The 20,739-nt window shown below is 70.6% G+C and carries 18 protein-coding genes; 9 read left to right on the top strand and 9 right to left on the bottom strand.

All coding sequences use genetic code 11. From position 1 onward, the window contains the following. Positions 1–2: 2 nt before the first annotated feature. The 3 genes from rplC to tuf are packed head-to-tail and all read right to left on the bottom strand — an operon-like array spanning position 3 to position 2,164. A complete protein-coding gene (gene rplC / locus DFI_RS02170) occupies positions 3–623 on the bottom strand; it encodes a 50S ribosomal protein L3 (RefSeq protein WP_027463300.1) in 621 nt (206 codons plus the stop codon). Beyond that, a complete protein-coding gene (gene rpsJ / locus DFI_RS02165; protein ID WP_022800323.1) occupies positions 620–943 on the bottom strand; it encodes a 30S ribosomal protein S10 in 324 nt (107 codons plus the stop codon). The genes rplC and rpsJ overlap by 4 nt, the downstream gene beginning before the upstream one ends. Before the next feature lie 3 nt (positions 944–946). Continuing rightward, positions 947–2,164, bottom strand: coding sequence for an elongation factor Tu (gene tuf, locus DFI_RS02160; protein WP_022800164.1), 1,218 nt, complete (start codon positions 2,162–2,164; stop codon positions 947–949). A gap of 302 nt (positions 2,165–2,466) precedes the next feature. Here tuf and DFI_RS02155 point away from each other — a divergent pair, with 302 nt between their 5' ends. Then, a complete protein-coding gene (locus DFI_RS02155) occupies positions 2,467–2,844 on the top strand; it encodes a ComEA family DNA-binding protein (protein WP_027463959.1) in 378 nt (125 codons plus the stop codon). After that, complete coding sequence (locus tag DFI_RS02150; protein WP_051308188.1) at positions 2,844–5,036, top strand: DNA internalization-related competence protein ComEC/Rec2; 2,193 nt, start codon at positions 2,844–2,846, stop codon at positions 5,034–5,036. The genes DFI_RS02155 and DFI_RS02150 overlap by 1 nt, the downstream gene beginning before the upstream one ends. Positions 5,037–5,043: 7 nt before the next feature. On the opposite strand, the gene DFI_RS02145 is transcribed toward DFI_RS02150, so the two are convergent. After that, positions 5,044–6,042 carry a Gfo/Idh/MocA family protein gene (locus tag DFI_RS02145; RefSeq protein WP_027463957.1) on the bottom strand — a complete coding sequence of 333 codons (999 nt, stop codon included), beginning with the start codon at positions 6,040–6,042 and terminating at the stop codon, positions 5,044–5,046. Positions 6,043–6,070: 28 nt separating this feature from the next. Continuing rightward, entirely contained in the window at positions 6,071–7,183 is a 1,113-nt protein-coding gene (locus tag DFI_RS02140) for a methyltransferase domain-containing protein (protein WP_027463956.1), read from the bottom strand. Between the two features lie 58 nt (positions 7,184–7,241). On the opposite strand from DFI_RS02140, the gene DFI_RS02135 reads away from it, so the two are divergent. The 3 genes from DFI_RS02135 to DFI_RS02125 are packed head-to-tail and all read left to right on the top strand — an operon-like array spanning position 7,242 to position 10,817. Next, positions 7,242–8,699 carry a TrkH family potassium uptake protein gene (locus tag DFI_RS02135; RefSeq protein WP_081425971.1) on the top strand — a complete coding sequence of 486 codons (1,458 nt, stop codon included), beginning with the start codon at positions 7,242–7,244 and terminating at the stop codon, positions 8,697–8,699. Next, complete coding sequence (locus tag DFI_RS02130) at positions 8,696–10,108, top strand: TrkH family potassium uptake protein (protein ID WP_244940299.1); 1,413 nt, start codon at positions 8,696–8,698, stop codon at positions 10,106–10,108. The genes DFI_RS02135 and DFI_RS02130 overlap by 4 nt, the downstream gene beginning before the upstream one ends. Before the next feature lie 49 nt (positions 10,109–10,157). Further along, the gene (locus DFI_RS02125; protein WP_022800330.1) at positions 10,158–10,817 is read left to right on the top strand and encodes a potassium channel family protein; all 660 of its coding nucleotides are present in this window, start codon (positions 10,158–10,160) and stop codon (positions 10,815–10,817) included. Between the two features lie 10 nt (positions 10,818–10,827). Here the strand turns inward: DFI_RS02125 and DFI_RS02120 are convergent, their stop codons facing one another. From DFI_RS02120 to lptB, 4 genes are all read right to left on the bottom strand, one after another. Further along, on the bottom strand, positions 10,828–11,313 hold the full coding sequence (locus DFI_RS02120) for a hypothetical protein (protein WP_229829639.1): 486 nt from the start codon (positions 11,311–11,313) through the stop codon (positions 10,828–10,830). Between the two features lie 28 nt (positions 11,314–11,341). Beyond that, a complete protein-coding gene (locus DFI_RS02115; RefSeq protein WP_027463953.1) occupies positions 11,342–12,538 on the bottom strand; it encodes an ABC transporter substrate-binding protein in 1,197 nt (398 codons plus the stop codon). An 85-nt stretch (positions 12,539–12,623) separates the two neighbouring features. Beyond that, a complete protein-coding gene (locus tag DFI_RS02110) occupies positions 12,624–14,384 on the bottom strand; it encodes a DUF3084 domain-containing protein (protein WP_027463952.1) in 1,761 nt (586 codons plus the stop codon). Between the two features lie 22 nt (positions 14,385–14,406). Then, entirely contained in the window at positions 14,407–15,213 is an 807-nt protein-coding gene (gene lptB, locus DFI_RS02105; RefSeq protein WP_420810874.1) for an LPS export ABC transporter ATP-binding protein, read from the bottom strand. A 147-nt stretch (positions 15,214–15,360) separates the two neighbouring features. Here lptB and DFI_RS02100 point away from each other — a divergent pair, with 147 nt between their 5' ends. The 4 genes from DFI_RS02100 (at position 15,361) to rimO (ending at position 20,736) form a co-directional block, all read left to right on the top strand. Further along, the gene (locus DFI_RS02100; protein ID WP_027463950.1) at positions 15,361–16,545 is read left to right on the top strand and encodes a phosphopentomutase; all 1,185 of its coding nucleotides are present in this window, start codon (positions 15,361–15,363) and stop codon (positions 16,543–16,545) included. A 95-nt stretch (positions 16,546–16,640) separates the two neighbouring features. Next, positions 16,641–17,273, top strand: a complete 633-nt coding sequence (locus DFI_RS02095; RefSeq protein ID WP_043779271.1) for a hypothetical protein — start codon at positions 16,641–16,643, stop codon at positions 17,271–17,273. A gap of 71 nt (positions 17,274–17,344) precedes the next feature. Continuing rightward, positions 17,345–18,652, top strand: coding sequence for a histidinol dehydrogenase (gene hisD, locus DFI_RS02090; protein ID WP_027463949.1), 1,308 nt, complete (start codon positions 17,345–17,347; stop codon positions 18,650–18,652). A gap of 599 nt (positions 18,653–19,251) precedes the next feature. Then, positions 19,252–20,736, top strand: coding sequence for a 30S ribosomal protein S12 methylthiotransferase RimO (gene rimO / locus DFI_RS02085; RefSeq protein WP_027463948.1), 1,485 nt, complete (start codon positions 19,252–19,254; stop codon positions 20,734–20,736). Positions 20,737–20,739: the final 3 nt, after the last annotated feature.

The following is a 20,739-nucleotide window of genomic DNA, read 5'->3' as shown; positions in this document are numbered from 1 at the left end:
TGTTATCTGCCTCCCTTGGCGGCCTGGCGGAGAACAACGAGACCACCGTTCGCGCCGGGGATCGCGCCCTTGACGAGGATCAGGTTCTCGTCGGCGCGGACTTCCACGACTTCCAGGTTCTGGACGGTGACGCGTTCCATGCCCATGTGTCCGGCCATCTTCTTGCCCTTGTACACGCGGCCGGGGGTCTTGCGCTGGCCGATGGAGCCGGGGCGGCGGTGCCACTTCTTGGAGCCGTGGCTGGCGGGACCACCGGCGAAGTTCCAGCGCTTCATGACGCCCTGGAAGCCCTTGCCCTTGCTGGTGCCGGTCGCGTCGATCTTCTCGCCTTCGGCGAAGATGTCCACGTTCACGGTGTCACCCTCAGGGGCGAAGCCGCGGAACTCGCGCAGGAAACGCACGGGGCTCACGCCGGCTTTCTTGAAGTGACCAGCGGCAGGCTTGCTGACGCGCTTCTCGCTCTTGGGCGCGAAGCCGATCTGCACGGCCTCGTAGCCGTCCGTCGTGGCGGTCTTGCGCTGCACGACGGGGCAGGGGCCGGCGAGCACGACCGTCACGGGAACGGCGCGGTCGCCCTTCCAGATCTGGGTCATGCCGACCTTGGTGCCGAGGATGCCTTTCATGCGCGGCCCCCGACGGTCTTGATCTCGATGTCCACGCCCGTGGGGAGGTCCAGGGTCATGAGGCTGTCGATGGTCTTCTTGGTGGGGTTGGTGATGTCCACCAGGCGGTTGTGGGTGCGGATCTCGAAGTGCTCGCGGCTGTCCTTGTTGACGAAGGGGGAGCGCAGCACGCAGAAGCGGCGGATGCGGGTGGGGAGCGGCACGGGACCGCTCACTTCCGCCCCGGTGCGCCGAACCGTGTCCACGATCTTGCTGGCGGACTGGTCCAGCGCCTTGTGGTCAAAGCCACGCAGTTTGATACGGATCTTCGGGGCGACCATGGCTTACTCCAGGACCTTGGCGACGACGCCGGCGCCGACGGTGCGGCCCCCTTCGCGGATGGCGAAGCGCAGGCCTTCTTCCATGGCGATCGGCTTGATCAGTTCCACCGTGAAGGTCACGTTGTCACCGGGCATCACCATTTCCACGCCTTCGGCCAGTTCCACGATCCCCGTCACGTCCGTCGTGCGGAAGTAGAACTGCGGGCGGTACCCACCGAAGAACGCGCTGTGACGGCCACCTTCGTCCTTGCTCAGGATGTACACGCTGGCTTCGAACTTGGTGTGCGGCTTGATGCTGCCGGGCTTGGCCAGCACCTGACCGCGCTCCACGTCGTCACGGGCCACGCCGCGCAGCAGCACGCCCACGTTGTCGCCGGCCATGCCGCTGTCCAGCAGTTTGCGGTGCATTTCCACGCCGGTCACGGTGGTCTTCTTGGTGTCGCGCAGGCCGATGATTTCCACTTCGTCCTGCACCTTGACGATCCCGCGCTCCACGCGGCCGGTCGCCACGGTGCCGCGGCCGGTGATGGTGAACACGTCTTCGACGGGCATCAGGAACTGCTTGTCGGTGTCGCGTTCGGGGGTGGGGATGTAGCTGTCGAGCGCGTCGAGCAGTTCCCAGATCTTGTCCACCCACTGGTTTTCGCCGCGGGCCATTTTGGGGTTGGCCTGCAGGGCTTCGAGGGCCTGCAGGGCGCTGCCCTTGACGACCGGCAGGTCATCGCCGGGGAATTCGTACTTGCTGAGCAGTTCGCGCACTTCCATTTCGACGAGTTCGAGCAGTTCTTCGTCGTCGACCATGTCCACTTTGTTCATGAACACGATGATGTAGGGCACGCCCACCTGGCGGGCGAGCAGGATGTGCTCGCGGGTCTGGGGCATGGGGCCGTCGGCGCTGGACACCACCAGGATCGCGCCGTCCATCTGCGCGGCGCCGGTGATCATGTTCTTGACGTAGTCGGCGTGGCCGGGGCAGTCCACGTGGCTGTAGTGGCGCGCGGGGGTCTGGTATTCGACGTGCGCGGTGTTGATGGTGATGCCGCGGGCTTTTTCTTCGGGCGCCTTGTCGATCTGGTCGTAGGCCAGCGTTTCGATGGTGGGGTCGGCGGCGGCGGCCGTGAAGGTGATCGCGGCGGTCAGCGTGGTCTTCCCGTGGTCGACGTGTCCGATGGTCCCCACGTTCACGTGCGGCTTCGTGCGCTCAAACGTTCCTTTAGCCATAACTCTTTCTCCCTCCAAGCGGTGGGGTTACACGCCAAAATGCCCCTTTGATCGGGCTTCCCCCGCGCATGCCGCAGGGTTTTGGTGGCATCCCACATTGGGTTGATTCTCGCCAGGGCAGTGTCCCGCCAAGCTGGCACGTTGCGCTGATCTCCCGTGTTGGGTCCAGGACCTCAGACGCACCGACTTGCCAGGGTACCCCATTCCCCAAGAGATTTCAAGCAACGGTAAAGGCCGGGGCCGTCCGGTGTCGTACGTCAAATCTGCGCCCGGACACCCCAGGCGCTTTTTACAATCCCCGCATGACCGCCCGGCCCGACCCCTGGACCGCGCTGCTCGCCGCAGGCACCCTGCTGGTCGGCGGACTGAGCCTCCAGCCCACGCTGTTCGCCGCCCCGCACGCCCCGGCTGTGACCCGTGCCGCCCTGACTCCAGTCCAGGTGGCTACCGACCCAGCCCCTGTCTACCCCTCCACCGCCAGCGTCACGCCCCTGATCTCCGGGCGGCTGAACCTGAACACCGCCTCCCGCGAACAGCTCGAGGCCCTGCCGAAGGTCGGGCCGGCCCTGGCGGAGAGGATCATCGCCGGCCGCCCTTACCGCTCCCTGGCCGACCTGGACCGCGTGAAGGGCGTGGGCCCGGGCACCCTGAACGTACTCGGGCCGCTGGTCACCTTCTGATGACGCCCACGGAGCCCCGGCCACCGGGCCGACTGGCGTGGCCGGTGCCGGCCGCCCTGGGCGTGATCGGCGGCATCCTGCTGGGCCTGGGGGCCGGATGGGGCGCCCTGGTCCTGGGGCTGGGTGCGGCGCTCGGCCTGCTGGACCGCCGCGCATGGCTGACGGTGCTGACCGGCCTCGCCGCCCTGGCCGGGTTCGCCTCCCTGAGCGCCGTGCAGCGCCAGCCGGACGTCCTGGCCCCGTGGATGGGCGCCCAGCTGACCCTGCAGGGCCGCTGGGACGGGCAGTTCCTGACCCTGCGCGAGCCGCGCGCCCGGGTGGCGCTGGCCCCGAAGCCCACCGCGCGCCCCGGGCCGCTCACGGTCAGCGGCCGCCTCGTGCGCCCCGAAGGCCGCCGGATTCCCGGGGGCTTCGATCAGGCCGCGTGGCTGCGCGGCCAGGGCGGCCTGCTGGTGCCCACCCCGTCCGCGGTGCTCGTCGCCGCCCGGGTGCGCGAGAGCACTCGGGAAGGCGGCGTGCGCGGCTGGTTCCGGACGGGCGTGACCGCCGGCCTGAATACGCGACAGGCCGCGCTGATGCAGGCCATCCAGCTTGGGGACCGCAACGAGATCGGCCAGGAGGACTTCCAGGAAGGGTACGCCGTGCGAGACGCCTTCAGCCGCGCAGGCCTGGCGCACCTGATGGCGCTCTCCGGGCAGAACGTCGCCCTGATCACGGGCCTGCTGCTGTTCCTGCTCGGCTGGACGCCCCTGCCCACCCCCTGGCGTTACGCCCTGACGGCCGCTGCCCTGCTGGGCTTCCTGTGGCTGGTGGGGCCCTCCCCCAGTATCACCCGCGCCGTCCTGATGGGCTTCGCGGTGCTCGCCGGGCTGATGCTCGGCCGCGGGAAACCCGACCCGCTGGCATTGATCGCCCTGGCGGCGCTGGCGTGCCTGCTCGCCTTTCCCCTGTGGCTGCTGGACGTCGGCTTTCAACTGTCCTTCCTGGCCGTGCTGGGCCTCACGCAGACCGCCCGGGTCGCCGACCGGCTCCCGGCCCGCTGGCCCCACGCCCTCCGGCTGGGCATCGCCGCGACCGTCCTGGCGGAACTCGCGACCCTGCCGGTCATCGCGCACACCTTCGGGCAGCTGCCGCTGGTGGGCCTGCCCGCCAACCTGCTGGCCGGCACGGTCATGGCCGCCCTCGTCCCCCTGGGCTTCCTGGCCGGCCTGCTCGGCCCCCTCGCCGCCCCGCTGAACCTCGTGAACGGCCTGCTGGCCGGGGCGCTCCTGGCCGTCGCCGAGACTTTCGGCCGGGCCCCCGTCCTCACCTGGGGCCTGATCTCCCCCGCCGGGTTCGCCGCGTACTACACCGTCCTCGGCGCCGGCCTGCTGTGGCTGCTGGGCCGCCTCCGGACCCCCGCCCTGCTCGCCGCGGCGCTGGCGTGCATGGCCCTCACCTTCCTCCCCGCACGTCTGCACCCCCCACGTGAACTCGTGTACCTGGATGTCGGGCAGGGGGACGCCACCCTGGTCCGCCTGCCGCACCTGACCGTCCTGGTCGACGCGGGCGGATCGGTCGGCAGCGACTACGACGTCGGCGGCCGCACCGTCCTGCCGGCCCTGCGGGCCCTGGGCGTGCGCAAACTCGACTTGGTCGTCGCCACGCACGCCGACACCGACCACATCGAGGGCCTGAGCAGCGTCCTGCGCGGCCTGCCCGTGGGCGAACTGTGGATCGGGCAGCGCAAAACCGACGATCCGGTCCTGACCGCTGTCCTGAACGCCGCCCGCGACCGGGATGTCCCCGTGCGCGAGGTCCGCCGTGGCGATCAGGTCACCTCAGACGGCGTGGCCCTCACTGTCCTGTGGCCGGAGGGAAGGGTGTGGAGCACCGAGGACAACGAGAACAGCGTCGCCCTGCGCCTGGACACCGGCCATTGGCACGCGGCGTTCCTGGGTGACCTGCCCTCGGCGACCGAGGGCATTCTGGGCACTGGTCCTCTGAATCTCTTGAAGGCCGCGCACCACGGCAGCCGCCACAGCACCGGGGACGCCCTGCTCGCCCAGGCCACGCCCCGGGACGCGGTCATCAGCGTGGGCCGCAACACCTACGGCCACCCCCACCCCGACGTGCTGAACCGCCTCCAGACGGCGGGCACGAAGGTCTGGCGCACCGATCAGGTCGGGACGATCCGCTGGCCGATTCCGTAGGGGGGGCTCAGCGCTGGATCTTCACTTCGCTTCCCTTTCTGGCTGAGTCCAGCAGGGCGTCGAGCACCCGGGCGTGGGCGACGGCCTCGGTGGGGGGGTAGAGGGGCGTTTCCTCTCCGCGGGCGGCGCGCTGGAAGTGGCTGACCATGGCGGCGTAGGCGTTGAAGGGGGGGAAGTCCTCGGTGCGCTCTCCGGTGGCGTCGGTGATGCGCAGGCGGGTGGGGTGCTGGGTGTGGCTGTGGAAGACGCCGTCCACGTCCACGGTGCCGCGGGTGCCGGTCAGGGTGAGGCGCTGGGTGGAGGGTTCGGTCCAGTCGAAGGCGCAGCTGATGGTGGCGAGGGCCTGGGGGTAGTGCAGCAGGCCGCTGAGGCCGGCGTCCACGCCGTGCTCGGGGCTGCCCCCGGTCCAGCGGGCCTGGGCGGTGACGGCCCGGGGTTCGCCGAGAAGGAGGCGGGTGAGGTTCACGGGGTAGGTGCCGACGTCGTAGAGGGCGCCGCCGCCCTTCTCGGCGGTCCAGCGGAAGTCGTCGGGGTTGGTCATGTGGAAGCCGAAGGTGGCGGTGACGGCGCGGAGCTCGCCGAGTTCGCCGCTTTGGGCAATCTCGCGCAGGCGGGTGACGTGCGGCTGGAAGCGGTACGCGAAGGCTTCCAGCAGGGTGCGCCCGGTCTGCTGGGCAGCGTCGGCGAGTTGCGTGGCTTCGGCGGCGTTCAGCGTGAGGGGTTTTTCGGTCAGGGCGTGCTTCCCGGCGTGCAGGGCCGCGAGGGTCCAGGGCAGGTGCAGGTCGTTGGGGAGGGGGTTGTAGATGGCGTCCACGTCCGCCGCGATGACGTCCTGGTAACCGCCCACGAGGGGCACGTCCCATTCCTGGGAGAAGGTCCGGGCGTGGTCGCTGGCGGGGTCGCGCACGCCGAGCGCGACGACCTCTCCCCCACTGGCGCGGATGGCGGGAATGAGGGCGCGGGCGATGCGGGCCGCGCCGAGGATGCCCCAGCGGAAGGTGGTCATGCTCCAGGGTACGGCAGCGGGGCGGATCTCAGCGTTTGTGCAGCAGGTAGACCTTGGGCCAGTGGCCGCCGCTGTACACCTGCAGGAGTTCGTGCCCTTCCCATTTCTGCTGCCCGGCCAGGACGCGTTCGAACAGCTTGATCTCGTGCGTGATGACGGCCAGACGGCCGTGTTTGCTGCTCAGGCGGTGCATCTCCTGCAGGAAGGCGGGGTACAGGGTCTCGTTGCTGCGGTGGTCGCCGATGGCGTCGCCCCAGGGAAGGTCGGCGGTGATCAGGTCGAAGCTGCGGGCGGGCAGGTCGGTGTGCAGCGCGTCGAGGCAGGCGACCTCGACCTGTTTCTTGGCGGCCTGGAGGTTCTGCCGGGCGCAGGCGACGGCGGCCGGGTCGATGTCCACGCCGACGAGCGCGTCGGAGGGGCCCATCAGGGCGCGTTCGACGAGCAGGGTGCCGCTGCCGCTCATGGGGTTGAAGATGCGGTCCACGTCGCGCTGCCCGGCGAGTTTGTGGGTGGCGTAGGCGATGGTGGCGTTCAGGCCGCCGCCCATGTTGCACACCCGCCACGCGCGGGCGCTGAGGGGCCGGGGGGTGATGCGGGCCAGGACTTCCCAGCCGGGGCCGACCTCGCTGGGCCGCAGGCGGATGAGGAGTTCGCCGTCCTCGGGCTGGTGCGGGAGGCCCAGACTGCCCTGGAGTTCCTCGGCGAGGCGCTGCATGACGCTGGAGTCCTTCCCGGCGGCGCTGAGGCGGAAGGACGTGTGCCCGCCGACGGCCGCGACGTCACGCAGCCAGTCGGTGAGTTCCCCGAGCTGCTGGTTGCCGAGCAGGCCGCGGGGGCGGGGCACGTCCCAGGCCTGCACGCGGTAGGCGGCCACGACGGACCGCAGGCGCGTGAGGCGTTCCGGGTCGCCGGGGTACCAGAAGCGCAGGCCGCGCACGTCGCGGGCGAGCGGCACACCCTGGAGTTCGGTGGCGGCCACGTGTTCCAGGCCGGGCAGGGCGTCGAGTTCGTACTCGTGAGCGGGCGCGCGGGTGCGGTAGTCGGTCTTGGGGCGGCTGCTCTTGCCCCGGCCCGGGAAGGCAGCGTTGCGCCCGGAACTGGGTCGTCCGGGACGGTCGGAGCGCGGGGTGCGGGGCGGCATAGCAGGGCAGTATAGCGGCCTGGAGGGCCGGTGGGGCGGTGCTAGAATCCCGGCGGTTATGCCCCGCACCCCGCTTCCGGCGCGCCCGATTCCGTCCTCAGCGTCCGCCGAGGGGGGTGGGCGGCCGGAGGGCGGGGGCCGCCGGGTGCGGCTGCCGCTGCTGGCGCGGTTCAGTCCGCCGCAGCTGATCGCGCTGTCGTTTGCGCTGGCGATCCTGGTGGGGGGGCTGCTGCTGTGGCTGCCGGTCATGCACGGCGTGAACGCGGACGGCACGGTCCGGCCGGTGAATTTCCTGCAGGCGCTGTTCACGGCGACCAGTGCGCTGTGCGTGACGGGCCTGAACGTCCTGGACCCCAGCCGGGACTTCAACCGGCTGGGACAGGTGGTGATCATGCTGCTCATTCAGGTGGGGGGCCTGGGAATCATCACGTTCGGCACGGCGTTCGCGCTGATTACGCGCCGGCGCATGGCGTTCACGGAGCGGGTGCAGGTGGCGCAGCAGGTGAGCGCCCTGAACATCGGGGACGTGCGGAGCCTGATCCGCAACATCTTCCTGTACACCTTCGTGATCGAGGGCGTGGGCGCGCTGCTGCTGGCGTTCGCGTTCGTGCCCCGGCACGGCCTGGGGCTGGGCCTGTACTACGCTGTGTTCCACGCGGTGAGTGCCTTTAACAACGCGGGGTTCGCGCTGTACAGCGACAACCTGATGGGCTTCGTGGGAGACCCGCTGGTGAGCGGCGTGATCGCGCTGCTGATCATCCTGGGCGGCACGGGGTTCCTGGTGCAGCTGAACGTCGTGGCGCACCTGCTCAACCCGCGGCGGCACCGGCTGATGCTGCACAGCCGCCTGGTGCTGAGCGTCATGGCGGCCCTGCTGGCGGTGGGCACCCTGGCGTACCTGGCGCTGGAGTGGTCGAACCCCCGGACGCTGGGGCCGCTGGGGTTCGGGGAGAAGCTGCTGGCGAGTTTCTTTCAGTCGGTGACGACCCGCACCGCCGGGTTCAACACCCTGGACTACGGCGCGATGACGCTGCCCACCCTGTTCGTGACCCTGATCCTGATGTTCATCGGCGCGAACCCGGGCTCCACGGGCGGCGGGATCAAGACCAGCACCTTCTACGTGATCGTGGTGTCCGCCTGGAGCATGGTGCTGGGGCGGCGCAGCGTGAACCTGTACGGCCGGCGGATCGACATGGACACCATCCTGCGGGCCATGACGGTCTCGCTGCTGAGCCTGGGGCTGATCGCCGGCATGTTCTTCCTGCTGCTGCTGCTGAACACCGGGCACCCGGAGGTGCAGTTCATCCATCTGCTGTTCGAGGCGATCAGCGCGTTCGCGACGGTGGGCCTGAGCATGAACGCCACGCCGCTGCTGCACCCGGACCAGCACGTGGTCCTGATCCTGCTGATGTACCTGGGCCGCATCGGGCCGCTGACCTTCGCTGTGGCGTTCAGCCGCCCGGACCACCGGGACCTGGTGCGCTACCCCGCTGAACGGGACATCCTGATCGGATGAGCCGCGACCCGAACATGGCGCGCCGGTTGCTGAAACTGGTCCCGGAAGCCCGGCCGCGGGTGCGGCGGCAGCTGCTGGACCGCGTGGAGCCGCCGCAGCTGATCGCGCTGGTGTACGTGCTGGGCATCCTGCTGGGCACCGCGGCGCTGCACCTGCCGGGCGTGCAGGCGCCGGGCGCGGACCTCAGCAGCGTGGACCTGCTGTTCACGGCCACCAGTGCGCTGTGCATCACGGGGCTGGTCGTGGCGGACACGGCCGAGGCGTTCACGCGGCAGGGGCAGCTGATCCTGCTGCTGCTGTTCCAGATCGGGGGGCTGGGCATCATCGCGTTCGGGACGCTGTTCGCGGTGCTGGCGGGCCGGCGGGTGAACTTCACCGAGCGCCAGCACCTCGCCGAGCAGCTGAACGCCCTGAACGTGGGCAGCGTGCTGTCGCTGCTGCGGATCATCTTCCTGTACACCCTGGTGGCCGAGGCGGTCGGTGCTGGGCTGCTGGCGCTGCGGTTCGTGCCGGACTTCGGCTGGAGGGAGGGGCTGTACCAGGCCGCGTACCACTCGGTCAGCGCGTACAACAACGCGGGCTTCGTGGTGCTGCCCCGCGGCATGGGCCCCTACGCCGAGGACCCGCTGGTGTGCGGGGTGATCGCGGTGCAGATCATCCTGGGGGGCCTGGGGTTCCTGGTGCAGCTGAACGTGCTGACGCACCTGCTGCGGCCGCGGCGCAACCGGCTCCTGACCTACAGCAAGCTCACGCTGCTCACCACCGCCGGGCTGCTGGTGCTGGGCTTCGTGCTGCTGCTGGCGCTGGAATGGGGCAACGCCCGCACCTTCGGGGCGTTCAGTGAGCCCGGGCGGGTGCTGGCGGCGTTCTTCCAGAGTGTGGTGCCGCGCAGCGGGGGCTTTTCCACGGTGGATATGGAGCGGCTCACCAACGGCAGCCTGTTCGTGATGACCGCGCTGATGTTCGTGGGCGCCAACAGCGGTTCCACCGGCGGCGGCATCAAGACCAGCACCTTCGCGATCCTGCTGGGCAGCGCCTGGAACCTGATCAGCGGCCGCACGGAACTGATCGCCTTCAAGCGCCGCATCCCCACCTCCACGGTCGTGCGGGCGGGCACGGTCACGACCATCTACACCCTGCTGGTGGGCAGCGCGTTCTTCGCGCTGGTCGTCAGCAACCCGCAGCTGGGGTTCACGCACCTGCTGTTCGAGACGGTCAGCGCCGCCGCCACGGTGGGCCTGAGCATGAACACCACCCCGAAACTCAACGACGCCGGGCTGATCATCCTGACGGTCCTGATGTACCTGGGCCGCATCGGGCCGGTCACGTTCGCCCTGGCGCTCAACCAGCGGCAGGTCAAGCGCGGCGTGATCAAGTACCCGGCCGAACCGGACATCCTGGTCGGCTGACCCGGGCCGGGCGCGCCGCCGTCACGTACACTCCCACAGAGGAATTCCTATGAAGACCAAACAATGCCTCGTGATCGGCCTGGGCCGCTTCGGAACCGCGGTCGCCACCACCCTGTACGAGATGGGCCACGAGGTCGTCGCCATCGACCAGAACGAGGAGAACGTGGAGCGCGTGATGAACCTCGTCACGCACGCCGCCATCGTGGACGCCGCCGACGAACGCGCCCTGCGGGCCATCGGCGCCGGCGAGTTCGACGTGGTGGTCGTCGCCATCGGCACGGACATCCAGGCGAACATCATGGCGACCATGAACGCCAAGAGCCTGGGCGCCCCCTACGTGGTCAGCAAGGCCGTGGACGAGATGGCCCGCCGCGTGCTCGAACGCATCGGCGCGGACCTCGTGATCCGGCCCGAGCACGACATGGGCGTGCGCCTCGCCCGGCAGATCGCCACGCCGAACATCGTGGACACCCTGGACCTCGGCGGGGACTACGCCATCGTGGAAATCGAGGCGAACGACCGCCTGAAGGGCACCCTGCGCGACCTGAATCTCACCGGCCGCTTCGCGGTGCAGGTGATCGCCGTGAGCCGCGCCGGGAAGGTCGAGGTCAGCCCCCGCGCCGAGCACGACATCCGCAGCCACGACAAGCTCGTGGTGGTGGGCACCAGCCACAGCCTGGACGAGCTGCGCCGCTACCTCGGCGACTGAGCTCCGGCCGTCAGTCGGTCAGGGCCGCGGCGTCTTCCTTTTCCCGTTCGGTCGCCACGCGCAGGTTCCGGCACAGCAGCCGGCCCTGCACCGTCAGCGCCTGCACTATCCGTTCTGCGGGCAGCGCGCCCGTGATCTCCGCGCCTTTCGGCAGGCGCAGCGGCGCTTCCGGGGCGGGCAGCACCAGGGTCTGATCGGTGCCGTTCATGCGTGCGCGGGTCAGGCACGCGGCGTCCTGCGCGGTCAGTTGCAGGGTCCGTGTGCGGCCCAGGGCGTTCACGGTCACCGTGACCGGCACCGGCAGGTACCCGGCGGTGACCCGGTCGGCCCGCGCCTGCCCGGTCAGGGCCGCCGCGACCGCCGCCAGCACCGGCAGGCCGGCCGCCAGGGCCCACACGGTCACCGGGCGGGCCAGTCCGGGCCGCCACAGCAGCAGCAGCAGCGCCGCGGTGAACAGCAGGGCCAGCAGGGTGTACAGGGACGGCAGGGCGCTCACGGCCGGAGTGTACCGCCCGGCCCCGGCCTCACTTCAACGCGGCCTTCTGCGCGGCGTCCAGGGCGGCCTGGGCGCTGAGTTTGCCGGTGGTAGCCTGCTCGATGGCCTTCTCGATCAGGGGAATCCAGTCGGCGTACTGCGGCAGGGTGGGGCGCGGCACGGCGCGATTCATCTGCGCGTGCACCGCCCGGATCTGCGGGTTCTGGCCGTACCACTTGCCCAGCAGCTGCGTCACGCTGCGGCGCGGGGGGGCGTAGGCGGTGGCCTCCACCCAGTCGGCCAGACGTTCAGGCGCCATCAGGTACTGCCAGAAGGCCTGCGCGCCGGCCCGTTCGGTGGCCGTGGCACCCTTCGGGACGACCAGCGCCCCGCCGCCCAGCGGAACGGTGCAGGAGGCCGCCTTCTCGCACGGGAAGGACGCCAGCCCCACCTTCACCAGCGGGATGCGCCGGGCGTCGATCCAGTTGGCGACGCTCGCCATGATGAACAGGTTCTTGCCGCGGGCGAAGTCGAACACGCCGCCCGCCACGTCGTTCAGGCCGCGCGGCTGCGCGAGGCCCTGCGCGCTCATGCGGGTCAGCTGCGTGAGGGCCTCCACCGCCTCCGGGCTGTTCAGGGCGGGCTTGCCCCCGTCCACCAGCGATCCGCCGCGGGACAGCACGTTCGCCTCGAAGGTCCAGGCTTCGGCCGTCACCACCAGCGGCTTGCGGCCCCCGGTGGCGAGCTTGCGGGTGGCGGCTTCCATCTGCGTCCAGGTCCAGCCTTCCGGACTGCTTTTCAGGACGTTGGCGTTGTACAGCAGGGCCGGCACGCTGAGGTTCCAGGGCAGGCCGTAGTTCTTCCCGGCGACCACCCCGGCCTTCCACGCGGCGGGCACGAAGTCATTCCGAAAGGCGTCGGGCAGGTCGTCCACGAAGCCGCTCAGGTCGGTCAGGCCGCCGGACGCGGCCACGTCGGGCACCTGCGTGAATTCCAGCTGTGCCAGCGCCGGGGGGTTCCCGGCCTTGATCGCCGCCTGCAGTTTCGGCAGCAGTTCGCGGTAGTTGCCCTGCACGCTGGGCACGATCTCGTACCTGCTCTGCGAGCGGTTGAAGTCCCGGGCGTACCCGGCCACCTGGTCCTTCACGCCGTTCATGGCGTGCCAGAACTCGATCTTCACGGGCGCCTGCGCGTGCGCGGCCCCGGCGAGCAGCAGGGCGGGAAGGGTCAGGGCAAGGAAACGCATACGGCGGAGTGTACCGGGCGGATGTGACGGCCGTTTGACGCCGGGCCCGGCGTCCGTTCACGCGCCCCTCAGGGTCGGGCCGGCGTCACTGCACGCGGGCGTACAGGTTCACGCGGGTGCCTGGCCGCACGTCCTCGCGCGCGGCGATCACCACCACCGCCGACGGACCCGGCAGGCTGCCCAGCTTCGTGATCAGCGAGACGAACTCCGTGACGTCCAGGCCCGGGTTCGTCACGTTCTCGGCCAGCACGCCGCGCACGTTCAGGTCCAGCACCGCGTCCTTCACCAGGTCGCTGATCTGCTGCTGCAACACGCGGGAGTCCGTGCGGGGGTTCACGGTCGCCTTGCGGATCGTCTCGCCCGCGCGGTACAGCGTCACGTTCGGGCGGACGTCACAGGTGAGGTCCACCGGGAAGCCCACCGCGGAGTTCTGCGCGGCGCGGCAGAACATGAACGTGCTGGAGTTCAGCGCCCGGAGTTTCGTCTCCAGGTTCGCGCGGGCCGAGGCCGGCAGCACCACCGCCCGCGCCGCGCCCCGCGCCGCGGCGCCGCGGGCCTGCGCGGCGCGCGAGGCGGCGTTCAGGAAGGCGTCCAGGTTGCGCACGCTGGGCACCACGTCCGCGTACACCAGTTCGTTCTTCGGGTAGGCGAGGTCGCTGTTGCGGCTCACGCTCAGTTCGGTGCGGGCGCTGCTGTACTCGTCCTGCAGCTGGCTCACGCGGGCCTGCGTGGCGAGCAGTTCGGTGGTCTTGGAGGCCAGGTCGTTGCTGAGGGTGGTGTTGCTGGCCCGCAGTTGCGCCTGCTGGGTGCGCAGGGCGCTCAGGTCCCGCTGCACCCGGTCACGTTCGGCGGCCAGTTTGCTGCGCTCTGCGGCCAGGCGGTCCCGTTCGGCGCTCAGGGCGGCTTTCTCCTGCGTGAGCTGCTTCAGGGCGGTGGTGGCGACCTGCCGCTGCGTCTCGGCGGTCGTGCGAGCCTGCTGCGCGGCCTTCAGGGCGGCCGCGGCCTGCTGGCGGCTCGCCTCGATCTGTTTGAGCTGCGCGCTCAGGGCCGTGACTTTCTGCTGCGCCTGCGCCGCCTGGGCCTGCACGGTCCGGGCCCGGTCCTGGGCGGCCTGCGCCGCCTGCTGGGCCTGCGCGGCCTTCGCCTCGGCGTCGCGGGCGACCCGTCGGGCCTTCTGCGAGGCGAGTTCGGCGTCCTGCACGGCCTGCCGGGCGCGGGCGGCGCCGGTCTCGGCGAGCTTGACCTCCTGCTGCGCCAGGGCGGTCTGGCCCTGCAGGTCCAGCACGCGGGCGTCCAGCGCCTGGGAGCGGGCCTGGCTGGCCTTCAGGGCGGCCTCGCTGGCGGCGAGCTTGCGGCGGCTTTCCTGCGCGCGGCCCTGCAGGGTGGTCACGGTGCGCTGCAGCGTGCCGGACTCGGCCTTCAGGCGGGCCTCGGCGGCCTGCGCGGCCCGGAGCTGCGTGGCGGCCGCGCGGTAATCCTGCTGCGCTTCCTGCTGCTGCGCGCGGGCGCGGGCGGCTTCCTGCTGGGCCTGGTCACGCTCGCGGTTGGTGGCGGTCAGCTGGGCCTGCACGCCTTTCAGGTCGGCCTTCAGGGCCTCGATCTGGGGGCGCAGCTGGTCGGCCTGCGCGATGGTGTTCACGGCGCTGCTGTTCAGCCACAGGAAGGCCGCGAGGCTGGCGGCGCTGATGCCCATGCCGGCCAGGACCGCCACGATCAGGGCGGTCTGCTTGGGCCGCAGCCCGAACCAGCGCAAGTGCGCGCGGCCGGCCTTCTTGGCGACCGTGTCGGCGGCGTAGGCGACCACGCCCGACAGGATCACCACGAACGGCAGGAACAGCCACAGCACCGGGTCAGTCGCTCCCTTGGCCTTACAGCTCGAAGTCGTCGCCGAGGTAGTGGCGGCGGGCGTCGTCGTCCTGCGCGAATTCGCGCGGGGTGCCCTCGAACTTCACCTCACCGTCGTACATCAGGTACACGCGGTCGGTCAGGGCGATGGTCTCGCGGACGTTGTGGTCGGTGATGAACACGCCGATGCCGCGCCGGTCACGGAGTTCGTGAATCAGGCGCTGGATCTCCCGGATGCTCTTGGGGTCCACGCCCGTGAACGGTTCGTCCAACAGCAGGTAGTCGGGGTCGGTGGTCAGGGCCCGGGCAAGTTCCAGGCGGCGGCGCTCCCCGCCGGACAGCTGGTACGCGAAGCTGCCGGCCAGGTGCGTCAGCCCGAACTCGGCGAGCAGCGCGTCCGCGCGGGCTTCCTGCTCGGCGCGGGAGAGCTTCTGGTACTCCAGGATGGCGAGCAGGTTGTCGCGCGCGGTGAGCTTGCGAAAGGCACTGGGTTCCTGCGGCAGATACCCCAGGCCCAGCCGGGCGCGTTCGTGCATGGGGAGCCGGGTCACGTCCCGGTCGCCCAGCATGATGCGGCCAACTCCGGGGCGCACGAAGCCCACCAGCATGTAGAAGGTGGTGGTCTTGCCCGCGCCGTTCGGGCCGAACAGGGCCACGATCTCCCCGGGTTTCACGGTGAAGCTCGCGTCCCGCACGACCGCGCGGCGCCCGTAGGTCTTGCCCAGGTGCTCCGCGGTCAGGTGCGGGCGGCCCGCACCGGTCACGGCGGCCGGCAGGCCAGCCGTGGCGGGGGCCGTGTGGGTCGGGTTTTCCGTGGTGGGCGCGGTCACGAAAAGCAGCGTAGCACGCGTTCCTTGGCGCGCTGTGAGCCGGTGCGGCATCGCCCGCCCGGACGGCACCGCGTCAAAGCCCCTGAGCTGCGGGCGCGCGGTCCGGCGTCCCTGGGAGGCGCTGCCCCGCCCGGCTACACTGGGAGGATGCTGCTAACGATCATCGTGCTGGACTCCGTGGGCATGGGTGAACTGCCGGACGCCGAGAAGTTCGGGGACCGGGGCGCGCACACCATCAACCACACGCTGGAACGCCACCCGGTGCCGCTCCCGAACCTCGCCCGGCTGGGCCTGGGGCACCTGCCAACCGTGAACACCGGCGACGCGCATATTCCCGCCGTGCCCACCAGCGACCTGCAGGGCGCCTACGGCCGCATGCGCGAGGTCAGCCCCGGCAAGGACACCAGCACCGGCCACTGGGAGTTCATGGGCGTGCAGCTCGAGCACCCCTTCCAGGTGTTCCCGGACGGCTTCCCGCCCGCCGTGATGGACCGCTTCGACGCCGCGACCGGCCGGGGGCACCTGTGCAACCGGCCCTACAGCGGCACGGACGTGATCCGCGACTTCGGGCCGGAGCACCTCAAGACCGGGGCGCCCATCGTGTACACCAGCGCCGACAGCGTCTTCCAGATCGCCGCGCACGAGGACGTCGTGCCGCTGGAGACGCTGTACGAGTGGTGCCGCGCCGCCCGCGAGATCCTGCAGGGCGAGTACGCCGTGGCCCGCGTGATCGCCCGGCCGTTCCGGGGCGAATTCCCGTTCGAGCGGGCCAACGAGCACCGCAAGGACTTCAGCCTCACCCCGCCCCCCACCGTGCTGGACGCCGTGAAGGCCACCGGGCAGGCCGTGATCGGCATCGGGAAGATCCCGGACATCTACGCCAACCAGGGCTTCACCGAGAGCATCCACACCGATGACAACGCCGACGGCATCCGCAAGACCCTGGCCCGCATGCGGCAGGCCGCGCAGGACGGCACCCGCGGGCTGATCTTCACGAACCTCGTGGACTTCGACAGCAAGTTCGGGCACCGCCGCGACCCCGAGGGGTACAGCCGCACCCTGGCCGAGTTCGACCGCGCCCTGCCGGAGCTGCTGGCCGCCGTGCCGCAGGACGGCGTGCTGCTGATCCTCTCCGATCACGGCAACGACCCCACCTGGCACGGCAGCGACCACACCCGCGAGCACGGCCTGCTGCTCGCCTACCGCCCCGGCCTGACCCCCGTGAGCCTGGGCGACCGAGAGACCTTCGCGGACGTCGGCGCGACCGTCGCCGAGGCGCTCGGCGCCACCTGGGAAGGGCCGGGTGAGAGCTTCTGGACGCCGCTGAACTAGATCCCCTGGCGGGCCACCCCGCCGGCAGCGCGGACGAGACGCTTCCGGACGGGGCGCCTCCCGCGGGCGCCGAGGGGACGCGGGCGGCCTACGCCGTGCCTGCCCCGGACACCTTCGCGTTCACCCTGACCCTGGGGGGCCGCTTCGCCGGCACGCAGGACTGGACGCTGCACCTGGAACGCGGCTCGCTGGTCGCCCGCGTTCAGACCGATTTCGGCGGGGTGCTGCCCCCGGTGCGGCGCGTGCAGACCAGCCGCATGCACCCGCGCTGGCTCACCAGTCAGTCGTACAGCGAGGGGGACGGCCGGGGCCGCGCGCACTTCGAGACGACCTTCGACCGCCGCGCCGGCCTGATCACCCTGCGCCAGGGCCGCGAGGAAGCCACCCAGCCCCTCACCACCGACCATCACGACCCGGTCAGCCTGCTGCTGTGGCTGCGCGCCCGCTGCGCCGAGGGCGTCGGGCAGGACCAGCTGCCCGAACGGCAGCACGTCCACCTCACCGGCGGCCGCGTGCTGATCCAGCGTCTCCCGGACGTGGACGTGGCCGGCACGCCCGCCTGCGGGTACTTCCTGCGGCCCGGGAACGCCTACGTGTACCTGGACAGCGCCCCGCCCCACGCCCTGCTGCGCCTGATCCAGCCCACCGACTTCGGGCCCATCGAGGCGAACCTCAGCACGCAGGCCGCTCGGCCGCGGCCCGACCGGGAACGCCGCCGCCGGCGCTAGGCAGGCCCACCCGGAATCACGGTCGAGACGACCCGTGACGCGCCGGGCGCGGCGCGCCTATGCTCGGACGCATGCAAGTGCTCCAGGGGCCCGAAGCCCGCGCCGCCCTGACCCGCAGCTTCAACGACGCGCCCGTCCCCGACGCGGTCCTCACCCGCATCCATGAGACCTTCGGCGAGGCGCTCACGCCCACGCAGGTCGTCGAACGCATCATCGCCGACGTCCGCGAACGCGGAGACGACGCCCTGCGCGACTGGACCGAACGGCTCGACGGCCACCGACCCACCGACCTGCGCGTCAGCGAAGCCGACATCGCCGCCGCCAGCATCGACGCCGGCCTGCACGACGCCATCCGCACCGCCATTCACCGCGTCCGCGCCTTCTACCAGCAGCAGCCCGCCCACGGCTTCCTGAACCACGGCCCCGACGGCGCCCTCGGGCAGCTCGTGCGGCCCCTGGGCCGGGTCGGCGTATACGTGCCCGGCGGCCTCGCCCCCCTGATCAGCACCCTGATCCACACCGCCGTGCCCGCCCAGGTGGCGGGCGTGCCCGAGCTCATCGTCACCACCCCTCCCGCCCGGGACGGCACGGTTCACCCTGCCATCCTCGTCGCCGCCCGCGAACTCGGCATCACGCACGTCTACCGCGCGGGCGGCGCGCAGGCCATCGCCGCGCTCGCCTACGGCACCGCCAGCGTCCCCAGCGTCGACAAGATCGCCGGCCCCGGCAACCTCTTCGTCGTCATCGCCAAACGCCTCGTGTACGGCCAGACCGGCATCGAAAGCCTCCCCGGCCCCACCGAAACCCTCGTCGTCGCCGACGACAGCGCCGACCCCCGCTTCGTCGCCGCCGACCTCCTCGCCCAGGCCGAACACAACGGCGCCGAACCCGTCCTCGTCTCCACCAGCCCCGACCTCCTGAACCGCGTCAACGAGGAACTCGACCGGCAACTCACCGCCCTCCCCGAACCCAACCGGACCTGGGCCCGCGACAGCATCCAGACCCGCATGAAAACCGTCCTCGCTGGCGACCTGCAAGAAGCCCTCGACCTCGCCAACCTCTACGCCCCCGAACACCTCTGCCTCCTCACCCGCGACCCCTGGCCCCTCCTCGGCCACGTCCAACGCGCCGGCGGCGTCTTCATCGGCGAACACAGCATGGAAGCCCTCGGCGACTACGTCGCCGGCCCCAGCCACGTCATGCCCACCGGCGGCACCGCCCGCTTCATGAGCCCCGTCAACGTCCGCGACTTCCAGAACATCATCAGCGTCGTCGGCCTGAACGAAGACACCCTGCGGCGCATCGGACCGGCCGGCGCCACGCTCGCCCGCGCCGAAGGGCTGGAAGCCCACGCCCGGGCCATCGAAAGCCGGCTGTAACAGACTGTCCTGACGTTATGGCGGCCCACCCCCCAGCCCCCCATCCCTCTGGGACGGGGGGAGCTTGCGTTGCACTGGGCAAGAGAGATCAGCAATGTGATGGACTTGTGGCTGGGCGGGCACGGGTCCGGCCTCGCCGCCATGCTCCGGGTTCGATGGAGGGCCCGCGCTCTGCGCGCACGACGGCCGGGTTGCCATGCCGATAAATGGGCCGGGAGTCTTGATGGGAACGGAAGATCGAATTCTTCAGACTGGCATTCAGCCCCAGCTCTTTAAACAGCCCACCCTGCCCCGGACGGCAGATGCGATGCCGGCCATTTGACGCGCAGCGTCAAGGCATAGAAACCGAACCCGGACCCTTCGCACCCACAGCCCAGGTCACCGCACACCACCACGCTGGGCCAGCTGAGCCCCGACCTCATCGACATCCTCGGCGGCCCACCCCCCATCCCGGAGGGATGGGGGGTGGGCCGCCGAGCCCGGAAACGAGCACTCCATTTCCCTCGCTCTGCCCTGCTAGACTGCCCGGCTGTGAACCGCGCTGCCAGCTGGTGGGCGTGTGTGCGTGAGGCCCCGCTCTTGTGGGCCGGGGAGTGGGTATGACGAATGAGGTGGCCGCCGTGCAGAGCGGCGTGAAAAAGGTGGGGTTCATCAGTCTGGGGTGCCCGAAGGCGCTGGTGGACAGCGAGCGGATTCTGACGCAGCTGCGCGTGGAGGGGTACGAGGTCGCCGCGAGTTACGAGGGGGCGGACGCGGTGATCGTGAACACGTGCGGGTTCATCACGCCGGCGATCGAGGAGTCCCTGAGTGCGATCGGGGAGGCGCTGGACGCGACCGGGAAGGTGATCGTGACGGGGTGCCTGGGGGAGCGGCCGGAGAAGATCATGGAGCGGCACCCGAAGGTGGCGGCGATCACGGGGTCGGAGGCGGTGGATGACGTGATGGGGCACGTGCGGGAGCTGCTGCCCATGGAGCAGGATGCGTTCACGGGCCTGCTGCCGGTGGCGGCGCCGGGGATGCGGGCGGACGTGCCGGCGCGTGAAGTGACGAAGCATGGGGACGTGTTCGCGCCGACCGTGAAGCTCACGCCGCGGCATTACGCGTACGTGAAGGTGGCGGAGGGCTGCAATCACACGTGTGCGTTCTGCATCATTCCGAAGCTGCGGGGCTTGCAGGTGTCGCGGGATGCCGGGGCGGTGCTGTACGAGGCGTTCCGCCTTGTCGCGGGCGGCACGAAGGAACTGATGATCATCGCGCAGGACACTTCCGCGTACGGCGTGGACATGCGGTACCGCGAGAGCGAGTTTCAGGGCGAGCAGGTGCGGGCGCATCTGACGGACCTGGCGGTGAAGCTGGGCGAGATGGGCGCGTGGGTGCGGATGCATTACGTGTACCCGTACCCGCACGTGGACCGGATCGTGGAGCTGATGGCGCAGGGCAAGATCCTGCCGTACCTGGACGTGCCGCTGCAGCACGCCAGCCCGCGCATCCTGAAGCTGATGCGGCGGCCCGGGGCGGGCAAGCAGCTGGAGACGATCCGCCGCTGGCGGGAGATCTGTCCTGAGCTGGTGATCCGCAGCACGTTCATCGTGGGGTTCCCCGGCGAGACGGAGGAGGACTTCCAGGAGCTGCTGACGTTCCTGGAGGAGGCGCGTCTGGACCGCGTGGGGGCGTTCGCGTACAGCGACGTGGAGGAAGCGGACGCGAACCGCTTGCCCGGCGCGGTGCCGGACGACGTGAAGCAGGCGCGCCTGGCGCGGTTCATGGAGGTCGCGCAGCGGATCAGCACCGAGAAGCTGGGCGAGAAGGTGGGCGGCGTGATGGAGGTGATCATCGACGAGTTCAACGATGACGAGGATGACCAGCCCGGCACGCGCCTGATCGGCCGGACGAAGGGCGACGCGCCCGGGATTGACGGGCAGGTGTACGTGTACGCCGGTGAGTTCGCGGGTCAGGTGAAGATCGGGGACATCGTGCGCGTCCGCATTGAGGACAGTGACGAGTACGACCTGTTCGGTGAGGTTGTGGAGCGGCCCGTGTGGGCACCGAACGTGCCGCAGCTGGGCCACTTCCCGAAGCACTGAGGC

It is taken from the genome of Deinococcus ficus (assembly GCF_003444775.1).
GTDB lineage: Bacteria > Deinococcota > Deinococci > Deinococcales > Deinococcaceae > Deinococcus > Deinococcus ficus.
The sequence above is the reverse complement of the archived record's forward strand: the minus strand, read 5'-3'. Positions and strand labels throughout refer to the sequence as shown.